The following is an 18,497-nucleotide window of genomic DNA, read 5'->3' on the forward strand; positions in this document are numbered from 1 at the left end:
GGCATCGAAGCAGGGCGGCCGGAGTGAGCCGGACAGGCGGCGACGGCCGAAGCAGATCTACCGTGCGATTGTCGAGCGGCATTTCGGCAAAACATACTGGACTTCCGCCTTCCGCAAAAGCATGTCCTCGGCGACATGCTGGCCACGGAAACCGGCCTTAACAAGGCTGGTGGTGGTCCGGCCAGAAACCACATCAAGCCAGCCGGCCCCGAAATGGGGTAGGCAGGCGCCAGAACAGCGCCGCCACCGGCAGCGGGAGGCCTAAGGACATGAGCATGAAATTCGACATCCAGCCCGCATCCAATCCTACGCCAGAAAAGGACCGCGTCGCCAAGCTGGTGGACCCGGGCTTCGGGCGGGTCTTCACCGATCACATGGCGATCGTCCGCTACAACCAGGCCAAGGGCGGCTGGTACGAGGCCAAGATCGAGGCGCGCGCCAACTTCCAGCTCGATCCGGCCGGCGCCGTCCTGCATTACGCCCAGGAAATCTTCGAGGGCCTCAAGGCCTACAAGCGCGACGACGGCGGCGTGAACCTGTTCCGCCCCGACGCCAACGCGCACCGCTTCAAGGACTCCGCCGATCGCATGGCGATGGCCGAGATCCCCGAGGACGTCTTCATCGAGGCGGTCGAGCAGGTCGTGCGCATCGACCGCGCCTGGATGCCGGGCGGCGAGGGCAGCCTCTACTTGCGACCCTTCATGATCGCGAGCGAGACCTTCCTCGGCGTCAAGCCGTCGTCCGAATACATCTTCGCGGTGATCGCCTCGCCGGTCGGCTCCTATTTCAAGGGCGGACCCGCGCCCGTCTCGATCTGGGTGTCGGAGAACTACACGCGCGCTGCCGTCGGCGGCACCGGCGCCGTCAAATGCGGCGGCAATTACGCGGCCAGCCTGCGCGCGCAGGCCGAAGCGATCCAGCACGGCTGCGACCAGGTCGTCTTCCTCGACGCGATCGAGCGCCGCTACGTCGAGGAGCTCGGCGGGATGAACGTGTTCTTCGTGTTCGAGGACGGCTCGCTGTCGACGCCGCCGCTCGGCACCATCCTGCCCGGCATCACCCGAGACTCCATCATCACGCTCGCCCGCGATGCCGGCAAGACCGTGCGCGAGGAGCCCTACTCGCTCGACCAGTGGCGCAAGGACGCGGCCTCCGGCAAGCTGAAGGAAGCCTTCGCCTGCGGCACCGCCGCCGTGATCTCGCCGATCGGCAAGGTGCGCTCGGTGAGCGGCGACTTCGAGATCAGCGGCGGCGCCGCCGGCCCCGTCGCCATGGGCCTGCGCAAGCAACTCGTCGACATCCAGTACGGCCGCACCAACGATCCGCACAACTGGATCCGCAAGGTGTTTTGATTGCTTCTCCCTCTCCCCGCCTGCGGGGAGAGGGACGCCATGAACGCCCTGCCACGATCCCGCGACAAAGCCCGGAGATACTGACGCACCCGGACATCGCGATCATGGCACCCAAACTCTCCCAACTCCTGAAATGGGTCATTCTCGCCGCAATCACCGGCGTCTCCGTCTTCGGCCTCCTGACCATCGGCCCCGTGCCGGAGGTCGTCGCGGAGGACCGCTCGCCGATCGTCGACGTGCGCACCACCGATCCGGAGATGAACACCGCGATCGCGCGCGCCCGCAGCACGCTCCCGACCTTCTGGGCCTCCTACGACGCACCAAAGCCGTCTGAAACCGGGCACGCCCTGAAAGTGCGCTTCTCGACCCGCAGGGGTGGCGAGCACATCTGGATCGCCGAGGTGAAGAAGCTGCCGGGCGGGGCCTATTCCGGTCTCTTCGCCAACGAGCCGCGCGATCTGCCAGGCAAACGGGCCGGCGACGAAGTCAAGTTCAGCGACGCCGACATCTCGGACTGGATGTTCATGCGCAACGGCAAGATCGTCGGCGGCGAAACCATCAAGCCGACGCTGAAATCGCTGCCGAAGGCCGACGCCGATGCGCTCCGGGCGCGGATGGAGCAGCCGTAAGTGCAAGCCGGCGGTTGCCGCGTCCCGCGTCGGCTGGTAAACGCCGCGCATGGCCGAAAAACCCAAAAACCCCAGAAACTGAAGGCGCGCCTGCCGCGCGGGCTTGAGGATCGCGACCCCGCCGCGATCCGGGCGACCCGCGAGATGGTCGAGAAGATCCGCGCCGTCTACGAGCTCTACGGCTTCGAGCCGGTGGAGACGCCGGCGATGGAATATACCGACGCGCTCGGCAAGTTCCTGCCCGACCAGGACCGTCCGAACGAGGGCGTGTTCTCGTTCCAGGACGACGACGAGCAGTGGATCAGCCTGCGCTACGACCTGACGGCGCCGCTCGCGCGCTATGTCGGCGAGCGTTACGGCACCGACGGTCTGGTCCTGCCCTACCGCAGCTATCGCGTCGGCTACGTCTTCCGCAACGAAAAGCCCGGCCCGGGCCGCTTCCGCCAGTTCATGCAGTTCGACGCCGACACGGTCGGCTCGGCGACGCCGGCGGCGGACGCCGAGATCTGCATGATGGCGGCGGACACGATGGAAGCGCTGGGCGTGCAGCGTGGCTCCTATGTCGTGAAGGTGAACAATCGCAAAGTGCTCGATGGGGTTATGGAGAGCATCGGTCTTGGTGGTGACGAGAATGCCGCAAGGCGACTTACCGTACTTCGCGCGATCGACAAGCTCGATAAGTTTCCAGCCGCCGAAGTGCGCAAGCTCTTAGGTGCCGGGCGTTGGGATGGAGGAGAGGAAGGTAAGGGTGACTTTACGAAAGGCGCGGGCTTAGATGAAATCTACGCCAATCGTCTTCTGGAATTCGTCGCACCTGTCGAGCCAACCGAAAATCTGTCGCGTGATATTCTATTCACGATGCCCAAGCATTGGGATGAACTCGCGGTTAACGAGCGGTTCAAGGAAGGTGGTCAGGAACTTCTTGCGGTAAAAAATCTTTGCGAAGATTCTGGATACGGTCGGGATCGCATTAGGATCGATCAGACCATTGTTCGGGGTCTAGAGTACTATACTGGACCTGTGTTCGAGGTCGAGCTGCTGCTCGAGACCAAGGACGACAAAGGCCGCCCCGTGCGCTTCGGCTCGGTCGGCGGCGGCGGTCGTTACGACGGCCTCGTCTCGCGCTTCCGCGGCGAGCCGGTGCCGGCGACCGGTTTCTCCATTGGCGTGTCGCGGCTCCAGGCGGCGCTGACGCTGCTCGGCAAGCTCGACACGCGGCCTGAAGTCGGCCCCGTCGTCGTCACCGTGTTCGACCGCGATCGCGTCGCCGACTATCAGAAGATGGTGGCAAGCCTGCGCACCGCCGGCATCCGCGCCGAGCTCTATCTCGGCAATCCCAAGAACATGGGCAACCAGCTCAAATACGCCGATCGCCGCCATGCGCCCTGCGTCATCATCCAGGGCTCCGATGAAAAGGCGCGCGGCGAGGTGCAGATCAAGGATCTGATCGAAGGCGCCAAGGCCGCCGCGGCCATCGCCTCCAACCAGGAATGGCGCGAGAGCCGCCCGGCGCAGTTTTCATGCAGCGAAGCCGATCTCGTCGCCAAAGTGCGCGAGGTGCTGGCGCGCCATGACGTAAAGTGGGGATAGCCATTCACTGGCTTTGTCATGCCCGGGCTTGTCCCGGGCATCCACGTCTTGTTTGATAGCGACCGTCAATGGCCGGTGTTCGGCCGCAAGGGAGAAGACAATGCCTGAGATCACCGTCAGCATGGCCGAGGGCCGCACCGACGAACAGAAGGCCGGCATGATGCGCGACATCACCCAGGCGCTGGTGAAGAATCTCGGCGTCGATGCCGATGCCGTCGTCATCCAGATCAACGAAGCCCCGCTCCGGCACAAGATGAAGGGCGGCAAGACGTTCGTCGAGCGCGCGGCAGCGGCGAAGAAGTAACGCTGCTCTAGCGTCACTCACAGCTGTCGTCCCGGACAAGCGAAGCGCAGATCCGGGACCCATAACCACAGGGAGTGGTTACGGGGGCAAGCTGGTAATCCGAGTCTTCGCCAAACTCAATCCTGTGGTTGTGGGTCCCGGATCAGCGCTCGCTATGCTCGCTTGTCCGGGACGACAGCGGAGTTTGAGGCACCCATGGACGCACGCGACTTCATCACGACAGGCATGAGCGCCGAGCGGACGCTGGTGGTGCCGGCGGAGCGCACCGTCGGGCATTTCGTGCCGGGCATGCCGATGGTCTACGCGACGCCGATGATGATCCTGGAAATGGAAATGACCTCGGGCGACGCGATCCGTGCCGTGCTTCAGCCGGGCTGGGTCACGGTCGGCACCGAAGTCGACATCCGCCATCTTGCGGCAGCCCTGGTCGGGGCAACGGTACGAACCACCGCGAAGGTCGTCGCCGTCGAGCGCCGCGTCATCCGTTTCGAGGTCGAGGCCTTCGAAGGCCCGCGCAAGCTCGGCGAGGGCCGGCATGCCCGCGGGCTCGTCAATGTCGAGATGTTCAACAAGCGGTTGGGGGCTTGACGCGAATTTTGTAGGGTGGGCAAAGGCGCGAAGTGCCGTGCCCACCATCCGTCCTCGATCGCGAATGAAAGTGGTGGGCACGCTTCGCTTTGCCCACCCTACGGCACCTACACCGCCCGTTTACTTCGCCAATTCCTTCGACCGCTGCGTCGCGGCGGCGATCGCGCGGATCATCAGGTCGCGCAGGCCGGGCTCGCCCATCAGCACCCCGAGGGCTGCGGCGGTGGTGCCTCCGGGCGAGGTGACGTTCTGGCGCAGCGTGCTGGAGGAAAGCTCCGACTGGTGCAGCAGCTCGCCGGAGCCGGCGACCGTTTCGCGTGCGAGCTTCGTCGCCAGCGCCTCGGGCAATCCCGCCTCGACGCCGGCACGCGCGAGCTCTTCGGCGAGCAGGAACACATAGGCCGGGCCCGAGCCGGAGACGGCCGTTACCGCATCCATCAGGCCTTCATCCTCGACCCACTCGACCGAACCGGTGGCGCGCAGCAGCGCATCGGCCACCGCGCGCTGCTGTGTGCTGACGTCATTTGCCGCAACCGCAACGGTGATGCCGCGGCCGATTGCGGCCGGCGTGTTCGGCATGGCGCGCACGACGGCACCGCCGCAGACCTCGGCAAGCGAGGCGATCGTGGTTCCCGCCATGATCGAGACGACCGAGGTCTTCTCCGAAACGAACGATCTCAGCCTGGCGCCGGCCTCGCGGAACATCTGCGGCTTCACTGCGACGACCATCGTTTCGACGGCACCTGCCGCCTTCACGTCGGGATTGAGCGCGACGCCCTTGCCGGCAAGCGCGGTGATCTCGGGCGAGATGAACGGATCGACCACCGCGACGCGGCGCGGGTCGAGCCCGCCTGCCAGCCATCCGGTCAGCAGCGCGCCGCCCATCTTGCCGGCGCCGGCGAGCAGGATGGTGCCGGTGATGTTTTGGAGAGTGCTGTTTGCCATCGCTGCCGCCACATATTTGGTGTCGTCCCCGCGAACGCGGGGACCCCGCGCGAGCGCTTGCTCGTCGCGTAACCACGAGTGGTCTTAATGGATGGAGGTGTTGGCAACAAGCCGTGTGCCACAAGGGACATCACGCGGTATGGGTCCCAGATCAGCGCTAAGCTGCGCTTCGCTTGTCCGGGAGGACGACGGGGAGGGCGTTGTGACTCTCTGACCTCCAGAGGCTTACGCCTCTCCCACCGTGTCGAACATCGCGGCGTCCATGGCCTGGGCGGTGGTCTTGCCGGCCCACACCACGAACTGGAACGCGGGGAAGTAGCGCTCGCAGGCGTGGATGGCGCCGGCGAGCATGGCTTCGCATTGCGCGGTCGAGGCGGTGAGGCCGCCCGGCAGCACCAGGGCCTGGCGATGCATGATCATGCCGGTGTTGGTCCAGAGGTCGAAATGGCCGACCCACAATTGCTCGTTGACCGCGGCGACGAGTCGCTGCACCTCGCTCCGGCGCGCGACCGGAATCTTCATGTCGAAGGCGCAGGCCAGATGCAGCGCCTCGATCTCGCCCATCCAGGTGAAGGAGATCTGGTAGTCGGTCCATTGTCCCTTGGAGACGATCGTGAGTTCGTCTTCGCCGGAGCGTTCAAACGGCCAGTTGTTGCTGGCAGCAATATCTTCGACCACCGCGAGCGGGTGACTTCTGGAATCGAGTGTGCCTTCGAGCAGGGACATGCCGTCTCGACCTCTTGCCTTTTTGTTGTCTTTGATACGCACGCGGTTGGTCCGGCGCGCGCTCCCCCCAGTTATCGTTGGGGCGATCCCTCGGAGCCGCTGTTGCGGTCCCGGGATCAGCGCGGCTTGTCGCGGATCAACTGATGTGATTTGCGGAATCTGCGCAACTGGCTGCCGAGTCCGTCCACAAGTCAGGACTCGTTCGTCCACAGCTCATCTCCTCGGCCACAATTCTTAACGAAGAGAACAAACAGGAATCGGATTCGCCAAAGGCGCCAATCGTTAATTCCGCCGCGGGAGGCCCGGACCTTCAGGAGCACCCCCAGGCAGGCATGGGACCATGCGTTTTTCCATGCGGAACACGCTTGCTGCGGCCCCGAACCGGCGTCATATTTCCATCCAGGCCGTTCATTCCGGACGGCCGATGTTCTCAGGGCGGGGTGAAAGTCCCCACCGGCGGTAAGGGCCGAAAGGCCTAAGCCCGCGAGCGCCTTCTCCCAGGTTTCTTGCCAAGGGGAAGGGTCAGCAGATTCGGTGCGACTCCGAAGCCGACGGTTAAAGTCCGGATGAAAGAGAACGGTCGGTGGCAGACGCATCGCGAGGTGCGGCTGTTTGTCGTTCCGTGTGCCCTGATTCTGGTCCTTAAGAAGGAAAGCCATGAATCAGATGTTGCAAGATCCCCAAGCCGAAACGTCCCAACCCACCCAAGCGCCGCCTCCGGTTCCACAGGATCCGGCGCCCGAGCATCCGCGCTTTGCAAAACCGCAGCGAGTGGCCTTCGTGCAGGCCTGTTGGCACCGCGATGTCGTCGAGGAGGCCCGCATCGCCTTCGTCAGGGAGGCCGAGGCGCGGCATCTCACCCATGTCGACGTGTTCGAGGTGCCCGGCTCGTTCGAAATCCCGCTGCATGCGCAGGTCCTCGCCAAGACGCGGCGCTACACCGCGATCGTCGCCGCCGGCCTTGTCGTCGACGGCGGCATCTATCGCCACGAGTTCGTCGCCGACACCGTGATCAAGGCGCTGATGGACGTGCAGCTGCGCACCGAGGTGCCGGTGTTCTCGGCCGTGCTGACGCCGCAGCAATTCCACGAGACCGAGGTGCACTACGATTTCTTCCGCAGGCACTTTGCGATCAAGGGCGTCGAAGTTGCGGCAGCCTGTGCGGAGACGTTGCTTGGCCTCGAGCGCCTGCGTGGCCAGGTGGCGGCGGGAATTGTGTAGCCGTCCGCTCACACGCCCCTGATTGTCAATCCCGCCGCCGTCCCTATAAGGTCGGCGGCGGAGGAGGCCGTGCCGTGGAGACGGGGCGGCCGGCAAGATCATGTTCGAAGGACACGATCCCTATCTCGTCGCGCTCTCTGTGGCGATCGCGAGCCTGGGTGGCTATACCGGCTTTGCGCTTGCGGCTCGCATCCGCAATACGCCCGGCGTCAGTAACCGCGTTTTGCTCGCGGGTGCGGCCGCGTTTCTGGCCGTCGGCATCTGGACCATGCACTTCGTCGGCATGCTGGCCGCACCGCTGCCGCCCGACACGGCTTACCTCGTCCTGCCCACGATCATCTCATTCCTGATCTGCGCCTTGGTGGTCGGCATTTCACTGTTCTTTGTCTCGATCGGCGAGCCGTCCTTGAGAAGGGTGGCGTCCTCGGCCGTGCTGCTCGGCGTCGGCATCGCCAGCATGCATTATGTCGGGATCCACGGGCTCGCCGGCCCCTTTGCCATCGTGCACGACCGAGCCATGGTGATGCTGTCGGTGCTGGTTGCGATCGTCACCGCCTATGGCGGCCTGCGTGCCTTCCTGGCGCAGCAGGAGGGCGTTCGCCTGATCGTCAGCTCGGTCGTTTTCGGCGTGGCCGTCTCGGGAATGCACTACACGGCGATGCTGGGCATGCATTTCGAGCCGCTGACGGGCGCGGCGCACCACCATCTCGGCGGCCTTGCTGCGTCGCAGCAAATCCTCTCGATCGTGGTCGCCGTGCTGTGCTTCGTAATCGCGGCCGGCTTTTTGTTGTCTCTGGTCCCCGATTCACGGCGGCAGGCTCCGGCGTCAATTGCCGCCGACCCGGCTCCCCCGTCGGCTGAACCTGCCGCTGCGGAGCCGGCTGCCGCACCTGCGCGACCGCTGGGGCCGCTCGGTGGCCTTGGTCAACCGCCCCGCGCGCCCGCGCCGCGGCTTCCGGTCGAGAGCGCCGATGGCACGCACTTCATAGACACCGCCAATGTCCGCAGCGTTCGCGCCGACGCGCATTACACCCGCGTCCATGACGGCACCCGCGAGCGGATGTGCCCGTGGTCGATCTCGGAGGCCGAGGCGCAGCTCGATCCCTCGCTATTCCTCCGCGTGCACCGCAGCCATATCGTCGCCATCCCCCATGTCGCGCTGGTCCGGAAGGAGGGCGATGGCGCCGTGCTCGAACTCGACGGCCCGTCGCCGCACCGGGTTCCCGTGAGCCGGGCCAAGATCGCCGAAGTGAAGGCGCGGCTGGGGCTGGCGAACAGGCGGCAGGCGTAGAATCTCAGCCGAGCTGAAGGTGCGCTCCCTCGCCCGCTTGCGGGAGAGGGTTGGGGAGAGGGTGTCTCCGCAGAGAGACTCCCCAAGAAGAGAGAGCCCCCACCCGGCGCTTGGCGCCGACCTCTCCCGCACGCGGGAGAGGTTGCAGCGAGATCGCGGCTTATACGTCCCCATCCCTGACGCAATTCGTGCGTCTCCATCTGCAATTCGTGCAAAAAGCCCGCTCTTGTGCCCGAATGATTGCGGGCCGCCCCGCCGGGAGTGACCTTCCCCGTCAACGTCCGCGCCGTCACGCGCAAAGGACGACGAGGAGGAGACGATGATCCCAGGCTCATTCAGCTATCACCGGCCGGCGAGTGTCGCCGACGCCGTCAAACTCCTGGCGGACCTCGGCGAGGATGCGCGGCCACTGGCCGGCGGGCACAGTCTGGTGCCGATGATGAAGCTGCGGCTCGCCAGTCCCGCCCATCTGATCGACCTGCACGGCATCGCCGGGTTGAAGGGCATCAGCCGCAACGGCAATACTGTCGTGATCGGCGCGATGACCACCCAGCACGATCTGCTGGCCTCCGACGAGATCGCCAGATCGGCGCCGATCCTGCACGAGACGGCGCTTCTCATCGCCGACCCGCAGGTTCGCTACCGCGGCACGATCGGCGGCAATGTCGCCAATGGCGATCCCGGCAACGACATGCCGGCGCTGATGATGACGCTGGGCGCGAGCTACCGGCTCGAAGGTCCCGGCGGCGCCCGTGACCTGCCGGCTGCGGATTTCTACCAGGGTGCCTATTTCACGGCGCTCGAGCCCGGCGAAATCCTGACCTCCGTCTCGTTCCCGGCGCTCGCCGCCGGCCACGGCTACGCCTACGAAAAGCTCAAGCGCAAGGTCGGCGATTACGCGACCGCGGCCGCCGCTGTCGTGCTGACCATGGCCGGCGGCAAGGTCGCGAGCTGCACGATCGGGCTCACCAACGTCCACGAGACACCGCTGCTCGCCACCGACGCGGCCAAGGCCGTGATCGGCACAAGTCTCGATGCTGCCACGCTCAAGACAGCGGCCGCAGCCGCGGAAGCGATCATGGCGCCGGCCGCCGATGCCCGCGGTCCTGTCGAATACAGAAAACATGTCGGCGGCATCATGGTGACGCGTGCGCTGCAGCGCGCCGCCGCCAGGGCGAAATGAGGGAGAGGATCGATGGCAAAAACACACGTAACCATGAAGGTGAACGGCGCCGAGGTCGAAGGCCTCGTCGAACCGCGCACGCTGCTGGTGCATTTCATCCGCGAGAATCTGCAGTTGACCGGCACCCATATCGGCTGTGAGACCACCCATTGTGGTGCCTGCACCGTCGATATCGACGGCATGTCGGTGAAATCCTGCACCATGTTCGCCGTGCAGGCCGATGGCAGCGACATCATCACGGTCGAAGGCATCGCCAATGCCGACGGTACGCTGTCGGCGCTGCAGGAAGGCTTCCGCATGATGCACGGCCTGCAATGCGGCTTCTGTACGCCCGGCATGATCGTCCGCGCGCATCGGCTGCTGAAGGAGAATCCCTCGCCGAGCGAGCCGGAAATCCGCATGGGCATCTCCGGCAACATCTGCCGCTGCACCGGCTACCAGAACATCGTCAAGGCAATCCAGTACGCGAGCGCCAAGATCAACGGCGTGGAATTCCAGGAGGCCGCAGAATGAATGACCTCACTCCCACGCGGGAACAACGCACCGCCGCGCTCGAAGGCATGGGCTGCAAGCGCAAGCGCGTCGAGGATATCCGCTTCACGCAAGGCAGGGGTAACTACGTCGACGACGTCAAGCTGCCGGGCATGCTGCACGGCGACTTCGTCCGCTCGCCGCATCCGCATGCGCGCGTCAAGTCAATCGACGACAGCGCGGCGCTGAAGGTCCCCGGCGTGCTCGCGGTGATCACCGCGGAGACGCTGAAAACCGTCAATCTTGCCTGGATGCCGACACTCGCCGGCGACGTGCAGATGGTGCTGGCCGACGGCAAGGTGCTGTTCCAGAACCAGGAGGTTGCCTTCGTCGTCGCCACCGACCGCTATGCGGCGGACGACGGCATCAACGCGGTCATCGTCGAATACGAGCCGCTGCCGCCGCTGGTCGATCCGTTCAAGGCGATGGATGCCGGCGCCCCGGTATTGCGCGAGGACCTCGTCGGCAAGATGTCCGGCGCGCATGGTCCGCGCAAGCACGACAACCATATCTTTGAGTGGACCGTCGGCGACAAGGACCTCACAGATGCCGCCTTCAGGAAGGCGGAGGTCACGATCAAGGAGATGATCTCCTATCACCGCACCCATCCGTCGCCGCTCGAGACCTGCCAGTGCGTCTGTTCGTTCGACAAGATCAAGGGCGAGCTGACGATCTACGGCACCTTCCAGGCCCCGCATGTGATCCGCACGGTGGTGGCGCTGATCGCGAAGATTCCGGAGCACAAGATCCACGTGATCGCGCCCGATATCGGCGGCGGCTTCGGCAACAAGGTCGGCGCCTATCCCGGCTATATCTGTGCGGCGGTCGCCTCCATCGTCACCGGCAAGCCGGTGAAATGGGTCGAGGATCGCATCGAGAACCTCACCGCGACCTCGTTCGCGCGCGACTATCACATGACGACCGAGATCGCCGCGACGAAGGAGGGCAAGGTTACGGGGTTGCGCGTCCATGTGCTGGCCGATCACGGCGCGTTCGACGCCTGCGCCGACCCGTCGAAATGGCCGGCCGGGTTCTTCAACATCGTCACCGGCTCCTACGACTTCCCGACCGCGCATCTGGCTGTTGACGGCGTCTACACCAACAAGGCGCCGGGCGGCGTCGCCTACCGCTGCTCGTTCCGCGTCACGGAAGCGGCCTATTGCATCGAGCGCGCCATGGATATTCTGGCGCAGAAGCTCAAGATGGATCCGGCCGAACTGCGGCTGAAGAACTTCATCAAGCCGGAGCAATTCCCGTATCACTCGGCTTTGGGGTGGGAATACGATTCCGGCGACTACCACACCGCCATGCGCAAGATGATGGAGACGACCGGCTACGCAGCGCTTCGCAAGGAGCAGGCGGACAAGCGCGCCGCCTTCACGCGCGGCGAGACCCGCGAGATCATGGGCCTCGGCGTCTCCTTCTTCACCGAGATCGTCGGCGCCGGGCCGTCGAAGAACTGCGACATCCTCGGCATCGCCATGTTCGACTCCTGCGAAATCCGCATGCACCCGACGGGGGCCGGCATCGCGCGGGTCGGCTCCAAGAGCCAGGGCCAGGGCCACGAGACCACCTGGGCCCAGATCATCGCGACCGAAATCGGCATTCCCGCCGACAACATCATGGTCGAGGAAGGCAACACCGACACCGCACCTTACGGGCTCGGCACCTACGGCTCGCGCTCCACGCCGGTGGCGGGCGCCGCGATCGCCATGGCCGCGCGAAAGATCAAGGCCAAGGCGCAGATGATCGCGGCCTACAAGCTCGAGGTCCACGAGGATGACCTCGAGTTCGACATCGACGGCTTCCGCGTGCGGGGCCTGCCGGAGAAATCCATGTCGATGAAGGATATCTGCTGGGCAGCCTACAACTCGGTGCCCCCCGGCATGGAGCCGGGGCTGGAGGCGGTGAGCTACTACGATCCGCCCAACATGACCTATCCGTTCGGCTCCTATCTCTGCGTGATGGACATCGACGTCGACACCGGTGTGTACAAGGTCCGGCGCTTCTACGCGCTCGACGATTGCGGCACCCGTATCAACCCGATGATCATCGAGGGCCAGGTCCACGGCGGCCTCACCGAAGCCTTCGCCATCGCGATGGGCCAGGAGATCCGCTACGACGAGGTCGGCAATGTCGTCACCGGCTCGTTCATGGACTTCTTCATGCCGACCGCCGTCGAGACGCCGCATTGGGAGACCGATTTCACCGTTACCCCGTCACCGCATCACCCGATCGGTGCCAAGGGTGTCGGCGAAAGCCCGAATGTCGGCGGCGTGCCGGCCTTCTCCAACGCCGTCAACGACGCGTTCTCTTTCCTGGGCGCGACACACATCCAGATGCCGCACGACTTCTGGCGCAACTGGAAGGCCGCGAAGGATCTGGGCGCGGTGGCGTAATGTTGTCGTCATTGCGAGAAGCGAAGCGACGAAGCAATCCAGACTTTCTTTGCAGCGGCATTGCTGGATTGCTTCGCTTCGCTCGCAATGACGGAGGAGTATGGAGATGAAAGGCCGTGACGAGATCGCGCAAGCACTGTCCGCATCCGGCTACATCGCCGATGCGGACCTCGCGACCGCGATCTCGCTGATGCAATTGTTGCGGCGTCCGCTGCTGCTCGAAGGCGAGGCGGGCGTCGGCAAGACCGAAGTGGCAAAGGCGCTCGCCAAAGTGCATGCGACCGAGCTGATCCGGCTGCAATGCTATGAGGGGCTGGACCAGTCCTCCGCGTTGTACGAATGGAACTACCAGCGCCAATTGCTGGCGATCCAGGCGCATCGCGGTGCTGGCAGCATCGAGGACCAGGTGTTCTCGGAAAAATACCTGCTGGAGCGTCCCCTGCTCGCCGCGATCCGCCGGTCGAAAGCGCCGGTGTTGCTGATCGACGAGATCGACCGCGCCGACGACGAGTTCGAGGCGTTCCTGCTGGAGCTGTTGTCCGATTTCCAGGTCTCGATCCCCGAACTTGGCACCATCCCCGCAATCACCATCCCGCATGTGGTGCTGACCTCGAACGGCACGCGCGAGCTGTCCGACGCGTTGCGCCGGCGCTGCCTCTATCACTATGTCGACTATCCCGACGTCGACCGCGAGACCCGCATCATCCTGGCGCGGGTCTCCGGGGCGAGCCCGGCGCTTTCGCTCCAGATCGCCCGCATGGTCGAGGGCATCCGCAAGGAGGAGTTGCGAAAGGTCCCGGGCGTCGCAGAGACGCTGGATTGGGCGGCCGCGCTTGTCGGCCTCGACATTCGCGATCTCAACGACGCGCCCGAGACCGTGCATGAGACACTGATCTGTCTTTTGAAGACGCATGAAGATCGCGCGCGTGTCACGCCAGAGGTGACGCAGCGCCTGTTGGGGAAGGTCGCATGAGTTGCTGCGGATCCAGCCCCGGGTACGATGACCTCGACCAGGTCTCCCGCCTCGTCTCCGCAAGGCTTGCCGCCTTCCTGCGTACCTTGCGCGATGCCGGCTTTCGCGTGGGACTGGCCGAAGGGCAAGACGCGGCGACGCTGATGTCATCAGGCTATGCGGGGCGGCCCGGCCTCTTGCGCGCAGCGTTCAAGCACCTCTTCTCGGCGCGCAAATCCGACTGGGACAAGTTCGACGGTCTGTTCGACGCATTCTGGCTGGGCAAGCGTGTGCGCTCACGCTCCCGCACCATCGGCTCTGCGCCCGGCGCCAGCAGTCCCTCGCTGAAGAGCTTGCAGGATGCGGCAGCGGAGCAGGGTGGCAGCCAGTCGATCACCGACCAGCTTCCGTCTTCCGACGACGCGCCGGAAGGCCGTTCCGGCGAGGGTCGAATGGAAGGTACTTCGCCGGCAGAGAACATCGCCGAGGTCGATTTCAGAAAGCTCAGCGATCCCGATCAGGTCGCAGAGGCCCATGAGGCCGCAGCGCAGCTCGCACGGGTGATGCGCACACGGCTTACCCGGCGGGATCTGGCGCGCCGGCGCGGCTACCGGCTCGATCTCCGGCGGACGATTCATCGCAACATCAGCCATGGCGGCGTGCCGGTCAGCCTGGTCAAGCGCCTACGCAAGGACAAGCCGCTGCGGCTGATCGTGCTGCTCGATGCGTCCGGCTCGATGAGCATGTACACGTCCGTGTTCCTGCGCTTCATCCACGGCGTGCTCGACCAGTTTCGCGAGGCCGAGGCGTTCCTGTTCCACACCCGGCTCGCCTACGTCTCCGATGCGATGAAAGAGAAGGATGCCGCTCGCGCGCTCGACCGGCTCTCGATCATGGCGCAGGGCGCGGGCGGCGGCACGAAGATCGGCGAGAGCCTGCAGACCTTCAACCGCTGGCACGCTCCCCGAGTGATCCATTCGCGCAGCTGCGTGATGATCGTGTCCGATGGCTACGAGACCGGCGATGCCGCCTTGCTCGGCCGGGAGATGGCCGCTCTCTCGCGGCGCTGCCGTCGCATCGTCTGGCTCAATCCGATGATGGCCTGGGAAGGCTACACACCCGAGGCGAGGGGCATAAGAGCGGCGCTGCCGCATGTCGATCTCTACGCGCCCGCGAATTCACTGCAAAGCCTGCGCGCGCTCGAACCCTATCTGATGAAGCTCTGAGGAGGCACTGATGACCGCTCATGTCGAAGTGCTGGATCTCGTGGCGCAATTGAAGGCCGCCGAGCGCGCCTTCGTTCTTGCGACCGTCGTGCGCACCGTGTCGGTGACCGCGGCAAAGGCCGGCGCCAAGGCGATCATCGCCGCCGACGGCACCATTGTCGCGGGATGGATCGGCGGCGGCTGCGCCAAAGGAGCGGTGCTGAAGGCGGCGCGCGAGGCGCTCGCCGACGGCGAGTCGCGTATGGTCTCGGTGCAGCCGGAGAATCTTCTGGCCGAGCTCGGCGTCAGCGCCGGCGAGAGCCGCGACGGCATCCGCTTTGCCAGCAACATGTGCCCGAGCAAGGGCACCATGGACATTTTCGTCGAGCCGGTGCTGCCGCATCCTTCGCTGGTCATTCTCGGCGCGAGTCCGGTGGCCTTGTCGCTGGCGGTGCAGGCGCGCACCCTCGGCTATCACGTCACGCTCGCTGCGCCCGCCGCCGATCTGGCGGCGCAGCCGGATGCCGACACCCTCATCGATGGCTACCGGCTCGGCGAGCTCAACGACGCCAGGCGCTTCGTCGTGGTCTCGACACAAGGCAAGGGCGACGAAGCCGCCTTGCGCGCTGCGGTCGCGACCAAAGCCGACTATCACGCCTTCGTCGGCAGCCGCCGCAAGATGGCGTCGCTACGTGCAAAGCTGGTCGCGGAAGGCACCAGCGCCGCTGCGATCGACGATTTCAAGGCGCCCGCCGGGCTCGATCTCGGCGCCATCACGCCGGAGGAGATCGCAATGTCGATCCTCGCGGAGATCACCAGGGAACGGCGGCGCGGCCAGCGCGCTGCCGTTCAGCCAGCAAGCAGAGAGTGAGACACCCATCATGCAGATGAACGACAGCCAGCGCATCCCCGCCTCACGCGAGCAGGTCTGGGCGGCGCTGAACGATCCCGCCGTGCTGAAGCAGTGCATCCCCGGCTGCCAGGCGCTCGAGGTGACCGCGCCGAACGAGATGACGGCGACTGTGGTCTTCAAGGTCGGCCCGGTGAAGGCGACGTTCAGCGGCAAGGTCACGCTATCCGATCTCGATCCGCCGAACTCCTATCGCATCTCGGGCGAAGGCTCCGGCGGTGTCGCCGGCTTTGCCAAGGGCGGCGCTCTCGTGCGGCTGGAGTCCGAAAGCGCTGACGTGACGGTGCTGCATTACGAGGTGGATGCGCAGATCGGCGGCAAGCTCGCCCAGCTCGGCGCACGGCTGATCAATTCGACCGCGACGAAGCTGGCGGGCGAGTTCTTCAAATCATTCGCCGAGGTGGTGAGCGCGAAGGCTGAGGTGAGCTAGGTGCCGTAGGGTGGGCAAAGCGAAGCGTGCCCACCACCTTCATCTCAACGGAAAGACCGTGGGCACGGCGCGTTGCGCCTTTGCCCACCCTACGAGAGATGCGCAAGCCTATCCCTTACTCACCCCAGCGACACCCCCGCCTTGGCGCGGCTGATCCCCAGCGTCAGGATGCGCTGCAGGAGAGCCGGATATTTGAGCCCGGCGTGGAGAGCCGCCGTGGCGAACTCCTGGCTTTTGGCGATCTCGGGGTTGGGATTGGCTTCGATGAAATACGGCGTGCCGTCGGCGGCGAGACGAAAATCGATCCGCGCGTAGCCGTCGAGGCCAAGCGCCCGGTAGATGCGTTTCGCTGCCCGCTGGATGCGGGCGGTCACTTCGGGCGGGAGATCTTTTGCCGGCCCGTCGACGATGCCGAGCTTCTCCTGATAGTCGGTGTCGTGCTTGGCCTTCTCCGTGGCGATATGCCGTGACCTACGCCCGCCCATGCTGCCGAATTTCAACTCCCAGACCGGCAGCACGCGCAGGCGGTTGTTGCCGAGCACGCCGACGTACAGCTCGCGTCCCTCGATGAACTGCTCGGCGATGGCTGCGGTTTCGCTCCGATCGTGGATGAAGGCGACGCGCTCGGCGAGCTTTTCGTCGGTATCGACGATGGAGGCCTGAGAAATGCCGGCAGATCCATCCATGTTGAGGGCCTTGACGATCAGCGGCAGCGCAAGATGCTTTGGCCGCTTGACCTTGCGTCGCATCGGGAACACGGCGAAGGCCGGCACCGCAATGCGGCGGTGGTGCACCAGCGTCTTGGACAGATCCTTGCCACGCGCCAGGATCAGGCCGCGCGGGTTGCATCCCGTGTAGGGGACTTTCATCAATTCGAGATAGCTGGCGATGTGCTGGTCGTAAGCGACGTTGTTGTGGAATTCCTCCAGCAGCGTGAAAACCACGTGGGGCTTGAACTGCTCGATCGCTTCACGGACTGGCCTGATTTCCTCCTGAGCGCCGAGGACACGCACCTCGTGCTTGGCCGCGCGCAAGGTGCTCACGACGTCGTATTCCGTTTTCCAGGTGTTGATTTCCTGCGGGGTATATCCGTCGGAGGAGTCCGGCGGCAGGAAGTCAGGATGCATCAGGACCAGAATGCGAAGGCGTCTCATAGCGCGATCCATTTGCGCCGGGACGGGCCGAACATCGTGTGCATCGTCTTGGCGGTCACGAGGACGGTGAAATCGAGAACGAGCTTCTGTTCGGGGCCGACTGCGCGCAGGTCGAGCTCGCGGCAGCGAGAGATCATCTCGTCGAGCACGGCATCGAGCGTGAGCTGGTTCTCGCCCGTCCATCGCGCCACCAATTGCCTGATGTGGGCGCGGTGCCGCCTGATCAGGGCAGAAGCCGGCTTCGACCGGTGATGCCGCGGATCGGCTGAAAACAGCCGGGAGAGATCGCGGTCGTAGGTCTTCGGAGGCGTGAAGGCGTAGAACGCCTGCTTCTTCTTGTAGTGCTCTTCGAGCGTCTGGCTGAGCCGACCCAGCGGATCGACACGCTCTCGCGTCGTGATCAGCGGTCGCTTTCCCGCGATCTCGCTCATCAGCTCGTCGACATATTCGAGCTTCTTCAGCGCCGGCCAACCCTCATATCGCGTCCGCCAGTTCGAGCGCGGCCGCAGCCACACCGCGAAGGTTTCGGCGAAATCCTCATCAGGATGGCTCTGCGCATACCACAGCCGAAGATGCTGGACGTAACGCCGGCTGGCCGGATTGGGTCGGTAGTAGCGCGGATAGTGTTTCGACGACGGGCCGAACAGCTGCTGCCAGCGCCGCCGGCGTTGCAGCTGGTAGCCGTGCTGCACGGCATGCCCTGCCTCGTGACGGAGGATGGCCATGCATTCGCGCCAGGTCCCGCCCTCAACGTCGAACATCATCTTCTTCTCGAGTTTCATCAGGCGGGGATGAGCGAGATAGAACGGAATGGCGATGCCGGGCACCCCGCCCGGACTGAACCATTCGCTCGACATCCAGGCGTGGGGCCGCAGCCGGATGCCGCGCTCTTCCAGCTCCTCGTGGAGCGTGCTGACACAATCCTCGAGCCAGGTGCCTTCGACCGTCACCCTCAGGCTGGAGAGGCGTTGCTTGAGCAGTTGCTCGTCCGACAGCTTTTCCCAGGCGAATTTCCGGTGCGGCATCAGGGACCCAGGAGGTGACTCGGTGTCACGATGATGTCATGGGCGGCGGCAGGCAACAACCC

General features: G+C 65.0%; 18 protein-coding genes and 1 riboswitch. Of the genes, 14 read left to right on the forward strand and 4 right to left on the reverse strand.

The features are described 5' to 3' along the window. Positions 1–269 precede the first annotated feature (269 nt). The 5 genes from ACQ86E_RS18770 (at position 270) to ACQ86E_RS18790 (ending at position 4,463) form a co-directional block, all read left to right on the forward strand. Positions 270–1,352, forward strand: coding sequence for a branched-chain amino acid aminotransferase (locus ACQ86E_RS18770; protein WP_431201246.1), 1,083 nt, complete (start codon positions 270–272; stop codon positions 1,350–1,352). Positions 1,353–1,456: 104 nt separating this feature from the next. Beyond that, positions 1,457–1,981, forward strand: coding sequence for a YegJ family protein (locus ACQ86E_RS18775; RefSeq protein ID WP_431201247.1), 525 nt, complete (start codon positions 1,457–1,459; stop codon positions 1,979–1,981). Positions 1,982–2,125: 144 nt separating this feature from the next. After that, entirely contained in the window at positions 2,126–3,571 is a 1,446-nt protein-coding gene (gene hisS / locus ACQ86E_RS18780; protein WP_431201248.1) for a histidine--tRNA ligase, read from the forward strand. A gap of 55 nt (positions 3,572–3,626) precedes the next feature. After that, complete coding sequence (locus tag ACQ86E_RS18785) at positions 3,627–3,875, forward strand: tautomerase family protein (protein ID WP_431206505.1); 249 nt, start codon at positions 3,627–3,629, stop codon at positions 3,873–3,875. A 195-nt stretch (positions 3,876–4,070) separates the two neighbouring features. Further along, the gene (locus ACQ86E_RS18790; protein ID WP_431201249.1) at positions 4,071–4,463 is read left to right on the forward strand and encodes a thioesterase family protein; all 393 of its coding nucleotides are present in this window, start codon (positions 4,071–4,073) and stop codon (positions 4,461–4,463) included. 120 nt (positions 4,464–4,583) lie between these two features. Here the strand turns inward: ACQ86E_RS18790 and proC are convergent, their stop codons facing one another. Then, positions 4,584–5,408, reverse strand: coding sequence for a pyrroline-5-carboxylate reductase (gene proC / locus ACQ86E_RS18795; protein ID WP_431201250.1), 825 nt, complete (start codon positions 5,406–5,408; stop codon positions 4,584–4,586). A gap of 225 nt (positions 5,409–5,633) precedes the next feature. Then, positions 5,634–6,134 carry a YbjN domain-containing protein gene (locus tag ACQ86E_RS18800; RefSeq protein ID WP_431201251.1) on the reverse strand — a complete coding sequence of 167 codons (501 nt, stop codon included), beginning with the start codon at positions 6,132–6,134 and terminating at the stop codon, positions 5,634–5,636. A 422-nt stretch (positions 6,135–6,556) separates the two neighbouring features. After that, a riboswitch (FMN riboswitch) is annotated at positions 6,557–6,716 on the forward strand. 75 nt (positions 6,717–6,791) lie between these two features. On the opposite strand from ACQ86E_RS18800, the gene ACQ86E_RS18805 reads away from it, so the two are divergent. From ACQ86E_RS18805 to ACQ86E_RS18845, 9 genes are all read left to right on the forward strand, one after another. Continuing rightward, a complete protein-coding gene (locus ACQ86E_RS18805) occupies positions 6,792–7,355 on the forward strand; it encodes a 6,7-dimethyl-8-ribityllumazine synthase (protein ID WP_431201252.1) in 564 nt (187 codons plus the stop codon). Between the two features lie 100 nt (positions 7,356–7,455). Further along, on the forward strand, positions 7,456–8,646 hold the full coding sequence (locus tag ACQ86E_RS18810) for an MHYT domain-containing protein (RefSeq protein ID WP_431201253.1): 1,191 nt from the start codon (positions 7,456–7,458) through the stop codon (positions 8,644–8,646). Positions 8,647–8,965: 319 nt separating this feature from the next. Then, a complete protein-coding gene (locus ACQ86E_RS18815; RefSeq protein ID WP_431201254.1) occupies positions 8,966–9,829 on the forward strand; it encodes an FAD binding domain-containing protein in 864 nt (287 codons plus the stop codon). A 12-nt stretch (positions 9,830–9,841) separates the two neighbouring features. After that, a complete protein-coding gene (locus ACQ86E_RS18820) occupies positions 9,842–10,342 on the forward strand; it encodes a (2Fe-2S)-binding protein (protein WP_015688535.1) in 501 nt (166 codons plus the stop codon). Continuing rightward, the gene (locus tag ACQ86E_RS18825) at positions 10,339–12,759 is read left to right on the forward strand and encodes an aerobic carbon-monoxide dehydrogenase large subunit (protein ID WP_431201255.1); all 2,421 of its coding nucleotides are present in this window, start codon (positions 10,339–10,341) and stop codon (positions 12,757–12,759) included. Before ACQ86E_RS18820 ends, ACQ86E_RS18825 begins: the two co-directional genes overlap by 4 nt. A 106-nt stretch (positions 12,760–12,865) precedes the next feature. After that, a complete protein-coding gene (locus ACQ86E_RS18830; protein ID WP_431201256.1) occupies positions 12,866–13,732 on the forward strand; it encodes an AAA family ATPase in 867 nt (288 codons plus the stop codon). Next, positions 13,729–14,937: a vWA domain-containing protein gene (locus tag ACQ86E_RS18835; RefSeq protein WP_431201257.1), complete on the forward strand. Its 1,209-nt coding sequence runs from the start codon at positions 13,729–13,731 to the stop codon at positions 14,935–14,937. Before ACQ86E_RS18830 ends, ACQ86E_RS18835 begins: the two co-directional genes overlap by 4 nt. Positions 14,938–14,947: 10 nt before the next feature. After that, positions 14,948–15,787, forward strand: coding sequence for an XdhC family protein (locus tag ACQ86E_RS18840; protein ID WP_431201258.1), 840 nt, complete (start codon positions 14,948–14,950; stop codon positions 15,785–15,787). A 10-nt stretch (positions 15,788–15,797) separates the two neighbouring features. Further along, positions 15,798–16,256: an SRPBCC family protein gene (locus ACQ86E_RS18845; protein ID WP_431201259.1), complete on the forward strand. Its 459-nt coding sequence runs from the start codon at positions 15,798–15,800 to the stop codon at positions 16,254–16,256. A 119-nt stretch (positions 16,257–16,375) separates the two neighbouring features. Here the strand turns inward: ACQ86E_RS18845 and ACQ86E_RS18850 are convergent, their stop codons facing one another. Both ACQ86E_RS18850 and ACQ86E_RS18855 read right to left on the reverse strand, forming a co-directional pair. Further along, positions 16,376–17,410 (reverse strand): D-alanine--D-alanine ligase family protein, encoded by a 1,035-nt coding sequence (locus tag ACQ86E_RS18850; protein WP_431201260.1) that lies wholly within the window; start codon positions 17,408–17,410, stop codon positions 16,376–16,378. Then, positions 17,407–18,435 carry a putative zinc-binding metallopeptidase gene (locus ACQ86E_RS18855; protein ID WP_431201261.1) on the reverse strand — a complete coding sequence of 343 codons (1,029 nt, stop codon included), beginning with the start codon at positions 18,433–18,435 and terminating at the stop codon, positions 17,407–17,409. The genes ACQ86E_RS18850 and ACQ86E_RS18855 overlap by 4 nt, the downstream gene beginning before the upstream one ends. Positions 18,436–18,497 lie beyond the last annotated feature (62 nt).

This window comes from Bradyrhizobium betae (assembly GCF_050632175.1).
Classification (GTDB): Bacteria; Pseudomonadota; Alphaproteobacteria; order Rhizobiales; family Xanthobacteraceae; genus Bradyrhizobium; species Bradyrhizobium betae_B.

Coding starts and splice junctions, on each gene's coding strand:
- ACQ86E_RS18830 (WP_431201256.1), top strand. CDS start 12,866: ATGAAAGGCCGTGACGAGATCGCGCAAGCACTGTCCGCATCCGGCTAC.
- ACQ86E_RS18800 (WP_431201251.1), bottom strand. CDS start 6,134: ATGTCCCTGCTCGAAGGCACACTCGATTCCAGAAGTCACCCGCTCGCG.
- ACQ86E_RS18840 (WP_431201258.1), top strand. CDS start 14,948: ATGACCGCTCATGTCGAAGTGCTGGATCTCGTGGCGCAATTGAAGGCC.
- ACQ86E_RS18810 (WP_431201253.1), top strand. CDS start 7,456: ATGTTCGAAGGACACGATCCCTATCTCGTCGCGCTCTCTGTGGCGATC.
- ACQ86E_RS18815 (WP_431201254.1), top strand. CDS start 8,966: ATGATCCCAGGCTCATTCAGCTATCACCGGCCGGCGAGTGTCGCCGAC.
- ACQ86E_RS18805 (WP_431201252.1), top strand. CDS start 6,792: ATGAATCAGATGTTGCAAGATCCCCAAGCCGAAACGTCCCAACCCACC.
- ACQ86E_RS18850 (WP_431201260.1), bottom strand. CDS start 17,410: ATGAGACGCCTTCGCATTCTGGTCCTGATGCATCCTGACTTCCTGCCG.
- ACQ86E_RS18775 (WP_431201247.1), top strand. CDS start 1,457: ATGGCACCCAAACTCTCCCAACTCCTGAAATGGGTCATTCTCGCCGCA.
- ACQ86E_RS18845 (WP_431201259.1), top strand. CDS start 15,798: ATGCAGATGAACGACAGCCAGCGCATCCCCGCCTCACGCGAGCAGGTC.
- hisS (WP_431201248.1), top strand. CDS start 2,126: ATGGTCGAGAAGATCCGCGCCGTCTACGAGCTCTACGGCTTCGAGCCG.
- ACQ86E_RS18770 (WP_431201246.1), top strand. CDS start 270: ATGAGCATGAAATTCGACATCCAGCCCGCATCCAATCCTACGCCAGAA.
- ACQ86E_RS18835 (WP_431201257.1), top strand. CDS start 13,729: ATGAGTTGCTGCGGATCCAGCCCCGGGTACGATGACCTCGACCAGGTC.
- proC (WP_431201250.1), bottom strand. CDS start 5,408: ATGGCAAACAGCACTCTCCAAAACATCACCGGCACCATCCTGCTCGCC.
- ACQ86E_RS18820 (WP_015688535.1), top strand. CDS start 9,842: ATGGCAAAAACACACGTAACCATGAAGGTGAACGGCGCCGAGGTCGAA.
- ACQ86E_RS18855 (WP_431201261.1), bottom strand. CDS start 18,435: ATGCCGCACCGGAAATTCGCCTGGGAAAAGCTGTCGGACGAGCAACTG.
- ACQ86E_RS18825 (WP_431201255.1), top strand. CDS start 10,339: ATGAATGACCTCACTCCCACGCGGGAACAACGCACCGCCGCGCTCGAA.
- ACQ86E_RS18790 (WP_431201249.1), top strand. CDS start 4,071: ATGGACGCACGCGACTTCATCACGACAGGCATGAGCGCCGAGCGGACG.